The 12971-nt window shown below is 62.1% G+C and carries 9 protein-coding genes; 1 reads left to right on the top strand and 8 read right to left on the bottom strand.

Features of this window, described 5'->3' with window-relative positions:
* Positions 1–46: 46 nt before the first annotated feature.
* The 7 genes from M653_RS0131635 to M653_RS0131595 form a co-directional block, all read right to left on the bottom strand.
* On the bottom strand, positions 47–652 hold the full coding sequence (locus M653_RS0131635; RefSeq protein WP_027146858.1) for a hypothetical protein: 606 nt from the start codon (positions 650–652) through the stop codon (positions 47–49).
* Between the two features lie 250 nt (positions 653–902).
* Positions 903–1553 carry an OmpA family protein gene (locus M653_RS0131630; protein ID WP_015318025.1) on the bottom strand — a complete coding sequence of 217 codons (651 nt, stop codon included), beginning with the start codon at positions 1551–1553 and terminating at the stop codon, positions 903–905.
* A gap of 152 nt (positions 1554–1705) precedes the next feature.
* Complete coding sequence (locus M653_RS0131625) at positions 1706–2074, bottom strand: GFA family protein (protein WP_027146857.1); 369 nt, start codon at positions 2072–2074, stop codon at positions 1706–1708.
* Between the two features lie 105 nt (positions 2075–2179).
* Entirely contained in the window at positions 2180–2557 is a 378-nt protein-coding gene (locus M653_RS0131620; protein WP_027146856.1) for a hypothetical protein, read from the bottom strand.
* 600 nt (positions 2558–3157) lie between these two features.
* Positions 3158–4289, bottom strand: a protein-coding gene (prfB, locus tag M653_RS0131610) for a peptide chain release factor 2 (protein WP_140508819.1) whose coding sequence is annotated in 2 segments (ribosomal slippage) — positions 3158–4222 and positions 4224–4289 — 1131 coding nt in all. Because the reading frame shifts where the segments join, the coding sequence is not laid out codon by codon here.
* 124 nt (positions 4290–4413) lie between these two features.
* Positions 4414–6858 (bottom strand): penicillin-binding protein 1A, encoded by a 2445-nt coding sequence (locus M653_RS0131600; RefSeq protein ID WP_027146854.1) that lies wholly within the window; start codon positions 6856–6858, stop codon positions 4414–4416.
* A gap of 213 nt (positions 6859–7071) precedes the next feature.
* Positions 7072–8334 (bottom strand): N-acetylmuramoyl-L-alanine amidase, encoded by a 1263-nt coding sequence (locus M653_RS0131595; protein WP_027146853.1) that lies wholly within the window; start codon positions 8332–8334, stop codon positions 7072–7074.
* Positions 8335–8987: 653 nt separating this feature from the next.
* Here M653_RS0131595 and M653_RS0131585 point away from each other — a divergent pair.
* Positions 8988–11945, top strand: a complete 2958-nt coding sequence (locus M653_RS0131585) for a ribonuclease E/G (protein ID WP_027146852.1) — start codon at positions 8988–8990, stop codon at positions 11943–11945.
* A gap of 96 nt (positions 11946–12041) precedes the next feature.
* On the opposite strand, the gene M653_RS0131580 is transcribed toward M653_RS0131585, so the two are convergent.
* Entirely contained in the window at positions 12042–12968 is a 927-nt protein-coding gene (locus M653_RS0131580) for a glutaminase (RefSeq protein ID WP_027146851.1), read from the bottom strand.
* Positions 12969–12971 lie beyond the last annotated feature (3 nt).

The raw sequence follows: 12971 nt of genomic DNA, 5'->3' as shown, positions 1-12971 counted from the left end.
TTCGGCGTTTCCGTGAAACGGCGACCGCCCTGACCCAGTTGCTCGGTTACATCGGTCCGGGCATCATCTTGGTCGGTTTTTCCAGCATCGGAAACTCGGCCTTGTCGCATTTCACCTTCGGATTCGTCGGACTGAACATGCCGTTCGGATTGTCATCGAGCCAGGCATGAAGATCGTAGTGGACGAACTCCTTCGGGATCAGCGGGTAGTGCCCCTCCATCGGGCCCATGAAGGTTTGACCAAACAGCTTTGGTGGCTCCTTGACGTCCGGGGTCAGCGGCACCAGCCACTCCACCCCAACCAAATGCAGGCCTTTTTTCGTTGGTTCGTAGATCAATACATTGGGATGCATCGGATCTAGTTTCTGGCCGACACTTGGAACGTTGACGAAATGGATGCCCATGGCGCCCTTCGGATAATCCATGGAGCCGGGTATCTTTTCTCCGCTGTAATAGACGCAGCCGACCGTCGACAGGTAGAGATCGCGGACGGCGGCGGTGTAGTCCTGATATTTGGCGAGCGATTTCTTCAACGCGTCGATGTCGGCCTTGTTGGCGTCCTCGGCATGAGCCGTGGCGAGGCCTAACCATGCACCTACAACGCTTGTCAAAGCGAGGACGCCGCAGCGCCCAAGACTGGCTGTTCTTGTCATGCATTCCTCCCAGATTTCATGATCTGGCCGTGCAAGACCGAGGCGGCAAAGATATTGATTGCGCGGCCGATTAAACCGCCCCATCCCCTCTGGAACAGCGTCGATGCTAATCCTTTCCACGGCTGCGGAAAAGCACTTATTAGATATTGCTAATTTTATTTGGCTGCCGTCATGAACCGGGCGCCAAAATACGCCTGGATAAAAAAACGGCCCCGATGGGGGCCGTTTTTCGCATGAGACGCGATTCTGCTCAGGTGAGCGGCGACAGCTGGATCTCGACGCGTCGGTTCTGGGCCCGGCCCTCGGCTGTGGCATTGGAGGCGACGGGCCGCGTCTTGCCAAATCCGGTGACGGCGAAGCGGCGCTGATCGACGCCCTGGCCGGACAGATAATTCGCGACCGCCAGCGCACGGCGCTGCGACAGATCGAAATTGTGCTGGTCGCCACCGGTCGAATCGGTATGGCCGAAAACGTCGACCGTGGTCTGCTTGAACTTCTTCAGCACCAGCGCCACCGAATTCAGCACCTGGTAGAAGCCGGGCTTCACCGCGTCCTGGTCGGTGTTGAAGGTGATGTCGGACGGCATGTTGAGGATGATCTGGTCGCCGCTACGGGTGACACTGACGCCGGTGCCCTCGAGCTGCCGGCGCAATTCAGCCTCGTTCTGGTCCATGGTGGCGCCGATGGCGCCCCCTGCCAGCGCGCCGATGCCGGCGCCGATCAGCGCATTGCGGCGGTCATTTCCGCCGGCAAGCAGACCAAGGCTGGCGCCTGCCAGGGCGCCAAGACCCGCCCCCGCGGCCGTGTTGGAAATCTTCTGGTCGCCCGTATACGGATCGGTGGTGGTGCACGCGGTCACGAGCAGAGCCGTCGCCATAACGACGAGCACGGTCTTCTTCATAGGATGGTCCCTCTCCAAGTCACGCCTTACGCTGGCGCCAAATCAGCCCTTGTCGCGACTTGTACCATGAAATGCGGCGAAAAACGGAACGGGAAAAGTGGCCGTCGCGGCTTTTCCCCCGGGTCCGTTGCGCATCGAAGCACCTTGGCGGGCTACCAGAGATTCTTGCCGTCAATGACCACCACTTCGACCTTGTCGAGGTCGAAGTCATCGAACAGCCGCGAGTTGACGCTGATCTTCGGATTGTCGAAATCCGGCTCGCCGGTCGACCAGTCCGGCGTTTCGGTGAAGGTGCCGCAGCCGCAGGTTGCGCAAAAACCATGCTTTACGGTCTTCGAGCCCCATTGGTAGAAGGAAACGTTCTTCAGCGGCGTGATGAGCTTGAACTGGGACGGGGTGTAATAGGCCCAGAGCGAGCCGCGTTTCGAGCAGAACGAACAGGTGCATTGTGTCACCGTCCGCGGCGCCTCCGACACCTCGAATATCGTCGCCTTGCAGTGGCAGCTTCCCTTGATGGCCATGAACATCACCTCTCGCCCAAGCGGCAAGGCACCATAAAGAAGCGATCCTGACAACCGTCCGTCAGCAGACGCGTCTGCCGAATGGCGTTGGCCGCCGGCGCAGCATCAAAAAGAGCGCGGCGGCACGAACAGGCATATCGTCTTGCCGGCGTCAAGACCGGCCTGATGAGCGCACCAGTGAAACTCGCCGTCAGGGCTGTCCTTGATGCGCTTGTCCGTCATGGGAACCACCTCGCCGGTGCCGGCGATCACGTACCCCTCGGGTTTCTCCAGCACCTCGCCGGTATGCGTGGCACGACAGTCATAGTTGGCGCAGCAGGCGAATGGATAGCTCCAACCCTGCGGCTTTGCCGCCGTGGGCTTGGCGTCATGAGCAAAGGCAGCTGGCGCGAACATCGCGATCACGCCGACGGCGAACAGGGAAAACATGAGTCGGCCGACCGGTTGAACGGCTCGGGCCGATCTGGGCGTGGCAGCGGACATAGGACGTTCCTTTCGAGCGTCAAGCATTTCGCCTGCCCGTTCCCGGAACGTGTCTTCCCAGTGGCCGGATCGTCAGTCGCAGATATGCCGCGTCCGGCCATAAATGCTTTTTGTCCCCCAGCGTTTGGATGCTGGGCTGATTCCTTGGTCGACGCAAGAAGCCGCAGCGCCCGGATATGGGCGCACGCGCATGACATACTGCTACCGCTGACGAGATTCAGGCCAGGTTTGTTCCCGGCAGGCGGGGCATGCAAACAACGGGATTGATCCGGAGTGGTTCCAGCCGGCCGATCGTCAGATGCGCGCAATCACATGCTCTTGATTGCCGATGCCATTGCCGCAGATCGTCCGCGATGGAGAACCAGCCGCCCTGCAGTCCACCAAGATGTGGGTGGTCGGATGAACGGCAAACATGCGACGCGCCCATTGTGGGGACAGGAAAAGACCCCATCCCGCACGAGAGCAATACGCCGATCAGAAACCTTGCGATGGCCGGCGCGCTTGTTGCTGGCACCGGCTAAAGCGTGTGATCAACCGCTCGCCGCACGGCGATACGTCTGCTTTTGCGACGAGCTCGCCGTCATTGCCCGCATGAGCAACCTAATCCAGGTCGGCTACCACTTCGCCCGCGCCGCCCTCGATGCGTTGCGACAGCGAGGCTTCCATGAAGTCGTCGAGGTCGCCATCGAGCACGCTAGACGGGTTGGTGCTTTCGACGCCGGTGCGCAGATCCTTCACCAACTGATAGGGCTGCAGCACGTAGGAACGGATCTGGTGGCCCCAGCCGATATCGCTCTTCGACGCCTCGGTCGCGTTGGCGACCGCTTCGCGCTTCTTAAGCTCTTCCTCGTAGAGCCGCGAGCGCAGCATTTCCCAAGCCTTGGCCTTGTTCTTGTGCTGCGAGCGTTCGGCCTGGCAGGCGACCGCGATGCCGGTGGCGATATGGGTGATGCGCACGGCCGAATCGGTGGTGTTGACGTGCTGGCCGCCCGAGCCGGACGAACGATAGGTATCGATGCGCACGTCGGATTCGGAGACGTCGATCTCTATCCTGTCGTCGACGACGGGATAGACCCAGACGCTGGAGAAGGACGTATGACGGCGCGCATTGCTGTCATAGGGTGAGATGCGCACCAGGCGGTGGACGCCGGATTCGGTCTTCATCCAGCCATAGGCATTGTGACCCTTGATCAGCAAGGTGGCGGACTTGATGCCGGCCTCTTCGCCGTCATGCACTTCCAGCACCTCGACCTTGAAGCGGCGGCGCTCGGCCCAGCGCGTGTACATGCGCAACAGCATCGAGGCCCAGTCCTGGCTTTCGGTACCGCCGGCGCCGGCATGGATTTCGAGATAGGTGTCGTTGGCGTCGGCCTCGCCCGAGAGCAACGTCTCGACCTGGCGGGCCTTTGCCTCGCCCTGCATCGAGCGGATCGCGGCCTCGGCCTCGGCGATAACGCCTTCGTCGCCCTCTTCCTCGCCAAGCTCGATCAGGCCGATATTGTCTTCCAGCGCCTGGGTCAGGCCCTTGACCGCCGCGATGCCTTCCTCGAGGCCCTGGCGTTCGCGCATCAGCTTCTGCGCTTCCAGCGGTTCGTTCCAGAGGCTTGCGTCCTCGGCCCGCACGTTCAGGTATTCAAGCCGCTTTATGGCCTGATCCCAGTCAAAGATGCCTCCTCAGCAGGGTAATCGCCTGCCTGATCTCATCGACAATATTCTGCGTTTCCGCGCGCATGGCCTGATATTTTGTCCTGTTGCTGAATGACGCTTCGGTCGGCGCGATACATAGGGACGGTGCCGCCATGTGTAAAGCGAAATGGGCCAGCCTTCAGGCTGGCCCATTCGGACATTTGAATTCGTCAGTAAAGGCCGCCGCCGCCGTCCTGGATGGCCTGGTTGGCCTGCGGCGACAGTGCGCCGCCGGAAGCGTTGGAGCCATCGGCGCCCATGCCGATCACCCAGTAGCTGTCGGCGGGGCCGGTGCCCGGCTTAAAGGCCTCGATGATGGTGCCGGGATCGCCCGAGGAGGCGCGCATGCCGGTCTTGCGGTTGATGGCGATCAGATTCATGCCGTCAGGCACCTTGAAGTCGACATTGGGCGTGCCGTCCAGCGCCACGCGCATGAAATCCTTGAAGATCGGGGCGGCAAGGCCGCCACCGGTGGCGCCATGGCCAAGGCCGCGCGGCGTGTCGTAGCCCATGTAGAGACCAACCACGAGGTTCGGCGTATAGCCGATGAACCAGGCGTCCTTCTCGTCGTTGGTGGTGCCGGTCTTGCCGGCGATGTGGCGGCCAAGCTCGCCGATGGTGGCGCCGGTGCCGCGCTGGACGACACCTTCCATCATCGAGGTGATCTGGTAGGCGGTCATCGGATCGAGCACCTGCTCGGAATTGTCGACCAGTTCCGGCTCCGGCTGGTTTTTCCATTCGGGCGCGTTGCAGCCTTCGCAGCCACGCTCATCCTGCTTGAACACCGTCTTGCCGTAGCGGTCCTGGATGCGGTCGATCAGCGTCGGTTTGATCGACTTGCCGCCATTGGCCATGATCGAATAGGCCGAAACCATGCGCATGACGGTCGTCTCGCCCGAACCCAGCGCCATCGGCAGGTATGGCGCCAGATGATCATAGACGCCGAAGCGCTCGGCATATTCGACGACCAGCTTCATGCCCATGTCATTGGCAAGCCGCACCGTCATCAGGTTGCGCGACTTCTCGATGCCGGAACGCAGCGTTGCCGGGCCGGCGACCGTGCCGTCATAGTTCTTCGGCGTCCAGGTTGTGTTGCCGCTCTGGATGGTGATCGGACCATCCATGATCACCGAGGCCGGGGTATAGCCATTGTCGAGCGCGGCCGAATAGACGATCGGCTTGAACGACGACCCTGGCTGGCGCATCGCCTGGGTGGCGCGGTTGAATTCCGACTGCGAATAAGAGAAACCGCCGACCATGGCCAGCACGCGGCCGGTGTGCGGATCCATCGCGATCAGGCCGCCTGCCACCTCGGGAACCTGACGCAAGCTGTAGGCATTGTCGGAACCGTCGTTCTTCTGGACGAAGATGACGTCGCCTGGCTTCAGCACGTCGGCCGGCGACCTGGCCTTGACCGTCTTGCCGTCGACCACATGGCGCATGGCAAAGCCCATGTCTTCCTTGCTGACGGTGCCTTCGACGCGTTCCTTCACGATATCGCCCGACGCCTGACGTGCAGGCTGCAGGCCGATCGACAGCCCGGACGCCGAACTGTCCAGCACGACGGCCAGCGACCACTCGGGAACGTCTTCCAGCCCCTTGACGGCGCCCAATGGCACACCCCAGTCGCCGGAGACGTCGATCGTCTTCACCGGCCCGCGATAGCCGCGCAAAGTATCGTATTTCATCAATCCATTCTGCATCGCCTTGCGGGCAATGAGCTGGACCTTCGGGTCAAGCGTGGTGCGAATCGACAGCCCGCCCTCATAGAGGGCGTTCTCGCCGTAGCGGGCGATGATCTGCCGACGAACCTCTTCCGTGAAATACTCGCCGGCGAAAAGGTAGGAGCCGGTGCGGCGCGGAGCAACGCCAAGCGGCTCGGCCTTCGCCTTCGCGCCCTCTTCAGGGGTCACGTAACCGTTTTCGACCATCTGGCCGATCACCCAGTTTCGCCGTTCAATTGCCCGGTCGGCGTGCTTGAAGGGATTGTAGTTGGCCGGACCTTTCGGGAGCGATGCCAGATAAGCGGCCTCGGCCACGGTCAGTTCGTTCACCGATTTATCGAAGTAGGTCAGTGCGGCACCGGCAACGCCATAGGCGTTGAAGCCGAAGAAAATCTCATTGAGATAGAGCTCGAGGATGCGATCCTTGGAATAGGCCTGCTCGATGCGGAACGAAAGGATGGCTTCCTTGACCTTGCGTTCCAGGGAGCGTTCGTTGGTCAGCAGGAAGTTCTTGGCAACCTGTTGGGTGATCGTCGAGCCACCCTGCATGGGGCCACCCGAAACGTAAGTCATCACCGCTCTGGCCAACCCCGTTATGTCGACACCAGGGTGGCTGTAGAAGTTCTTGTCCTCCGCGGACAGGAAGGCCGCCTTGACGCGATCCGGGATGGCCTGGATCGGCAAGTAAAGGCGCCGTTCCCGTGCATACTCCGCCATCAGCGCGCCATCCGAGGCGTGGATACGGGTGGTCACCGGAGGCTCGTACTTGGCCAGCACTTCGTAGTCAGGCAGATCCTTTGCCACATGGCCGATGTAAAGGGCAACGCCCGCCGCGGCCAGGAGGGCCAGCGTCGTGCCGATGCCGAAGAAATAGCCAATGAGACGAATCATACCCGCTCCAGTCCTTGGTTCGGGAATTTCCTAAACGAAGCCGCCTTCCACGCAAGCTTTCGAGCCGGTCCCAACCCGTAATCGAAAACCCATGTCGCCACCATGTGGACAAAATACGGCAGGGCCGCGTTTCGCGGCTGCAAGCCGGAAATAAAAGCAGCGGGTGTTGTCATCCCGCAACGCCGCCTCTGGTTGCAGGCGCTGCCGGCATTGTCAACCTCCGGTTCCAGCCCCGGCACGGGCGGAGGCGAACAACGCGACGGCGTTGGTGATGCTTTGCGCTGCCTTGCCGCGCCACTCGGTGTCGAGCAGTTGCGCCTCGTCCTTGGCGTTGGAGAGATAGCCGAGCTCGACCAGCACGGACGGCACGTCCGGGGCCTTCAGCACCTTGAATCCGGCCGAACGCTGCGGATTGTTGATAAGGCCGACGCTGGTCGAGAGCTGACCGACCAAGGTGTGGGCAAAACTCATCGAGAAATTGTGCGTCTCGCGGCGGATCAGGTCGATCAGGATGTCGGTCACTTCCTTGTTGTCGTCCTTGATGACCATGCCGGCGAACTGGTCCGACAGGTTTTCACGGTCGGCAAGCGCCTGTGCTTGCGGGTCGGAAGCCTTGTCGGAGACCGTATAGACAGTGGCGCCGCGGATGCCCTTGACACTGATCGTGTCGGCATGGATCGAAATAAGCAGATCGGCCTCATGCTGGCGGGCAATGCGGACGCGGTCGTCCAGGCGCAGATATTCATCGGTATCACGGGTCATGAAGACATCGTATTTGCCGACGGCCGCGAGCTTGTCGCGCAGCTCGGTGGCAAAGGCCAGCGTGACGTTCTTCTCGATGGTGCCGTTCAGGCCTTCGGCGCCGCCGTCCACGCCGCCATGGCCGGGGTCGATGACGACGGTGAACCTGTGGCCGGGATTGGAGACAGGTCCCGTGCCGACCCGGCCGCCTTTATCGGTCGAAACCGTGGAACCGGTGGTCAGCGCCTGATTGGCAAGGGCGGCGTCAAACTCACGTTCGGAGGCCGCCGACATGTCGATGGCGATGCGGTAGCCGGTTCCGTCCTCGTTCTTGAGCACATCGAGCTTGTCGACGGCGAACGGCCCCTTGCCTGTCAGTATCAGTCGCGAAACGCCCTCGCCGAGTTCGCCGAGCCGCACGCCCTTGACCAGCCCACGCGGCTTCAAATCCTTGGCATCTATGGCAAATCGGGTGTTCGCAAGATTGATGACAAGGCGGTTGGGCCCACGCAGCAGGAACCATTTGATGTCAGGCTCGCGATCGAAATCCATGACGATGCGCATCTTGGTGGCATCGCCGGCCATTTTGTAGCCCTTCGCCACAAGCGGCGCGTCGGCGGCACCGGCAATCGTGGAGAAGGCGGACGAAAACACCACCAGCAGCACGAGACAGAAGGCTCGGAGAATCTGGCCGCCAACACGACATCCCTTGTCTGTGAAGTCCGCCAGTCCCATCTCTCTTCTAGTCGCTCCCGTTTTGGCGCCAGGCGCCGGCTCGTTTGGTCAAAGTGCCGGTTAGGCCGCGAACTCGATTAACGATTGGTATCCAGAGAAGGTTAACCAAGCCTTTTCACGCAAGGATCGGAACCAGGCTTACGCTACGGAACTGCTTTTTGCCGGCATCGGAAATCGGGGTTGCCTTCCAACCCGCCAAATCATAAAAGCGATGGTGGATCACTGCAATCCTGGAACCGCCCTCCTCCGCAGCTTCCTGCTACAGGGTCAGATGAAAGGCGGCTCCTTTCGCTTCACGCGAAAAGGCTTCAGGTGATTGCGACGAATTTCGCAGGTGTGCTCCCGTGGCGGGGGAATCGCCTGCGTGAGGAAAACGGCCGGGTTTGTTCCCGCGCCGGCTCTGTATGAGCAAACAAGCTGGTCCGGTTTCCGGGCTTTGGTTCAAAAGGTTCTGCTGGTGACGATGGCTTCAAGCGCAATCATGGAAAGGTCCGCATCAAACCGCGCCAATATGGCTGCGGGCGGCACCGCCATGACACGCAGGCAGCGTCCGGCGGACGTTCAATTATCCGGCACCCACTCTCATCCAGACACACAGCAGCGGGCTTTGCCCCGCCAGCTGCGGCTGACGGCTGCCGGGGGGAAACGAAATAATGCCCAACAAAATGCTGATAGACGCCTCCCACCCGGAGGAAACACGCGTAGTCGTCGTACGCGGTAACCGTATCGAAGAATTCGACTTTGAATCCCAGGACAAGAAGCAGCTCAAAGGAAACATTTATCTCGCCCGCGTAACGCGCGTCGAACCCTCCCTTCAGGCAGCCTTTGTCGAATATGGCGGCAACCGTCACGGTTTTCTCGCCTTCAGTGAAATACACCCCGATTACTACCAGATTCCGGTCGCCGACCGTCAGGCACTGCTGCGCGCGGAAGCGCAGGAGGCCGAGGACGAGGAGAACGAGGACGGCGAAGGCGACGATCGCCAGAGCCGGGATCGTGGACGGCGCGGTCGCCGGCGCGGCGGCAAGACCCGCGACCGTGGTGAAAACAGACGCGATGCCGGCACGGCCGATTCCGGCGAGGCAAACGAAGCCGCCGGCGAAACAGACGAAAACAACGACAATGGCCCGGATGCCATAACCGAGGACATGTCCGACGTTTCCGGGACCGCCGAATACGCGTCCGATTATTCGGAAGACGCCGGCGCATCCGAACATGACGGTGCACCCGAACATGACGGGGGTTCTTCCGAACAGGATGAAAGCGAGGCCAGCGAGGGCGGCCCCAAGTCGATCGCCGCCTCCGTCGAAGGCGATGTGATTTCCGAGCCCGTCCCGCAATCGGAACAGGGCAGCGAAGCCACTTCCTCCGACAATGATCGCGGGATGCTCGAGGAAGTATCCTCGTCCCATCCAGACGATCATGAGATCGAATCGGTCGGCGCCGAGGACGCGCTCGAGGAAGTGCGCAACCGCCGCAAGCCGGTGCGCCGCCAGTACAAGATCCAGGAAGTGATCAAGCGCCGGCAGATCCTGCTGGTGCAGGTCGTCAAGGAGGAGCGTGGCAACAAGGGCGCGGCGCTCACCACCTACCTGTCGCTTGCCGGCCGCTATTCGGTGTTGATGCCGAACACAGCGCGCGGCGGCGGAATTTCGCGCAAGATCACCAGCGCGGTCGACCGCAAGCGCCTCAAGGAAGTCGTTGCCGATCTCGAAGTGCCGCAAGGCATGGGCGTCATCCTGCGCACCGCCGGCGAGAGCCGCACCAAGGCCGAGATCAAGCGCGACTATGAATATCTGATGCGGCTGTGGGAGAACGTGCGCAGTCTCACGCTCCAGTCCACGGCCCCTGCCCTCGTCTATGAGGAAGGCAGCCTGATCAAGCGCTCGGTGCGCGATCTCTACAACAAGGATATCGACGAGATCCTGGTTTCCGGCGAAGAGGGCTATCGCGAAGCCAAGGACTTCATGCGCATGCTGATGCCGAGCCACGCCAAGGTGGTTCAGCCGTTCCGCGACACGACGCCGATCTTCGTGCGCAACGGTATCGAAGCGCAGCTCGACCGCATGCTGCAGCCGCAAGTGACGCTGAAGAGCGGCGGGTACATCATCATCAACCAGACCGAAGCGCTGGTCGCCATCGACGTCAATTCGGGACGCTCCACCAAGGAGCACTCGATCGAGGACACCGCGCTCCACACCAATCTGGAAGCGGCCGAGGAAGTCGCCCGCCAGCTCCGGCTGCGCGATCTTGCCGGCCTGATCGTCATCGACTTCATCGATATGGAGGAGAACCGCAACAACCGCTCCGTCGAAAAGCGGCTGAAGGATCACCTCAAGAACGACCGCGCCCGCATCCAGGTCGGCCGCATCTCGCATTTCGGCCTGATGGAGATGTCGCGTCAGCGCATCCGCGCCAGCGTGCTGGAATCGACCATGAAGCCGTGCCCGCACTGCGGCGGCACCGGCCATGTGCGCTCCGATTCGTCAGTGGCGCTGATGGTGGTACGGGCGATCGAGGAGTTCCTGCTCAAGGATTCGCGCAGCCACATCACGGTGCGCACGCCGGCCGCGACCGCGCTCTACGTGCTTAACCACAAGCGCGGCACGCTGGTGGAACTGGAAAGCCGCTTCGGCCTGACCGTCACCATCGAGGCCGACGATGCGGTCGGTGCCCAGCACTACGCGATCTTCCGCGGCGCGCTGGCCGAAAAGCCGGAAGGCTTCGTCGAGGCGCGCAGCCTGCCGGCCTATGTCGAGCCGGAAGAGCCCGAGGACAAGATTGTCGTTGTCGAGGAAGATGACGAAGCACCGGTACAGGCCGAGCAACCACGGCACGCCCAGCCGTCGCAGCATCAGCAGCCCAGATCCGGCGAGGAAGGCGAAGGCCGCGACCGCAAGCGCCGCAAGCGTCGCAGGCGGCGCGGCGGCAAGGATCGCGAACGCGAGCATGGCGCCCCGACGGACGGCGCGTCCCTCTCCACGTCGGATGACGGCTTCACCGCGTCGGAAGGCGCGGCGGACCATGACGAGGCCGAGGCTGACGACGAGGCTGCGGTCGCCGCAAGCGAGACCGTCGAAACGGCGGAAGCATCCGACGATGGCCAGGGCAAGAAGCGCCGGCGTGGCAAGCGCGGCGGCAAGCGCAATCGTCGCGAAGACGGTGAAGGCGAGACCGAGGCGGCGGCAGGCGAAGCGACCGAGCCTGCCGAGGTTGACGCTTCCCTAAGCGAGCCTGTGGCGATCGAGCCGGTGGCTGCCGCTGCCGTCGAAGAACCGGCGGCTCCAGTCAGCGACGAGGTGCCAAGCACCGAGAAGCCCAAGAAGCCACGCCGCGCAGCCAAGCCGAAGAAGGCGGCAGCCGAGGCCGTCGCCGGGGAGCCGACTGCGGAAGTGGCCATGCAGGCACCCGCCGAAACGCCAGCCACGGCATCTGACGAGGCGGCGGTCGCCGGAGAGACACCGAAAGCCCGGCCATCACGCCGCAAGGCGGCAGCCGCCGATACGCCTGTCGCACCGGTGGTTTCCTCGACCGTCGCCGATGAGCCGGAAGCCAAGACCGAAGAAAAGCCCAAGCGTGCCGGCTGGTGGCAGCGGAAGGGCTTTTTCTAAGCTTTTCAAGTGCTTGAATTGATTTCTAACAAAAACAATCCCGCGCCGATCGAAACGAACGGCGCGGGATTTTCATATCCGGCAGAGTCGTGATCCCTATGGCGCGAAGATCGACCAGTTCATCATCCTGGCGAGCTTTTCCAGCGCGAGCGAACCCAGCTTGGAATTGCCGTTGGCGTTGAGGCCGGGCGACCAGACCGCGAGCGAAGCGACACCCGGCACAATACCCAATATGCCACCGCCGACGCCGCTCTTGCCGGGAATACCGACGCGGAAGGCGAAATCGCCGGAGCCGTCATAGTGGCCGCAGGTCAGCATCATGGCGCAGATGCGCCGCGCCCGCTCCGCCGACACCACGGAATGTCCGGTTGCCGGGTTCTTGCCGCCATTGGCGAGGAAGCGGCCGGCCATCGCCAACTGTCGGCAGCTCATGGCGATGGCGCAATGGTGGAAATAGACACCCAGCGCCAGTTCCGGCGCATGATGGAGATTGCCGAAGGATTTCATATAATTGGCGAGCGCAAAGTTGCGGTAGCCGGTGGCGCGTTCGGAAGCCGCGACCTCGCGGTCGATGATGATTGTCTCGTCGTCGCAGAGGAACTGGATGAAGCGCAGGATCTCGCCGATCGCCTCGCGCGGCTGGTGGCCTGCAAGCAGGATGTCGGAAATGACGATGGCGCCGGCATTGATGAACGGGTTGCGCGGAATGCCGTTCTCATGCTCGAGCTGGACAATCGAGTTGAACGGGTTGCCGGAGGGCTCGCGCCCCACCCGCTTCCACAGTGCGTCGCCGACATTGCCGAGCGCCAGCGTCAGGGTGAACACCTTCGAGATGCTCTGGATCGAAAAAGCCTGGTCGGCATCGCCGGCCACCAGCGTGCGGCCGTCATTGGTGACGGCCGCGATGCCGAATTTCTTCGGATCGACTTTGCCCAATTGGGGAATATAGGTCGCGACATCGCCGCGATCGGTGCGTTCAGCCATTTCCGCCGCGACTTCCGCCAGCGCCTGTTCGAGCGGCATGGC

The sequence above is a fragment of the Mesorhizobium sp. WSM3626 genome, from assembly GCF_000513935.1.
GTDB classification, from domain to species: Bacteria; Pseudomonadota; Alphaproteobacteria; order Rhizobiales; family Rhizobiaceae; genus Mesorhizobium; species Mesorhizobium salmacidum.
The sequence above is the reverse complement of the archived record's forward strand: the minus strand, read 5'-3'. Positions and strand labels throughout refer to the sequence as shown.

Excerpts from the sequence above, each read along its gene's own strand:
- M653_RS0131635 (WP_027146858.1), bottom strand. The coding sequence starts at position 652 with ATGACAAGAACAGCCAGTCTTGGGCGCTGCGGCGTCCTCGCTTTGACA.
- M653_RS0131630 (WP_015318025.1), bottom strand. The coding sequence starts at position 1,553 with ATGAAGAAGACCGTGCTCGTCGTTATGGCGACGGCTCTGCTCGTGACC.
- M653_RS0131625 (WP_027146857.1), bottom strand. The coding sequence starts at position 2,074 with ATGGCCATCAAGGGAAGCTGCCACTGCAAGGCGACGATATTCGAGGTG.
- M653_RS0131620 (WP_027146856.1), bottom strand. The coding sequence starts at position 2,557 with ATGTCCGCTGCCACGCCCAGATCGGCCCGAGCCGTTCAACCGGTCGGC.
- M653_RS0131600 (WP_027146854.1), bottom strand. The coding sequence starts at position 6,858 with ATGATTCGTCTCATTGGCTATTTCTTCGGCATCGGCACGACGCTGGCC.
- M653_RS0131595 (WP_027146853.1), bottom strand. The coding sequence starts at position 8,334 with ATGGGACTGGCGGACTTCACAGACAAGGGATGTCGTGTTGGCGGCCAG.
- M653_RS0131585 (WP_027146852.1), top strand. The coding sequence starts at position 8,988 with ATGCCCAACAAAATGCTGATAGACGCCTCCCACCCGGAGGAAACACGC.
- M653_RS0131580 (WP_027146851.1), bottom strand. The coding sequence starts at position 12,968 with ATGCCGCTCGAACAGGCGCTGGCGGAAGTCGCGGCGGAAATGGCTGAA.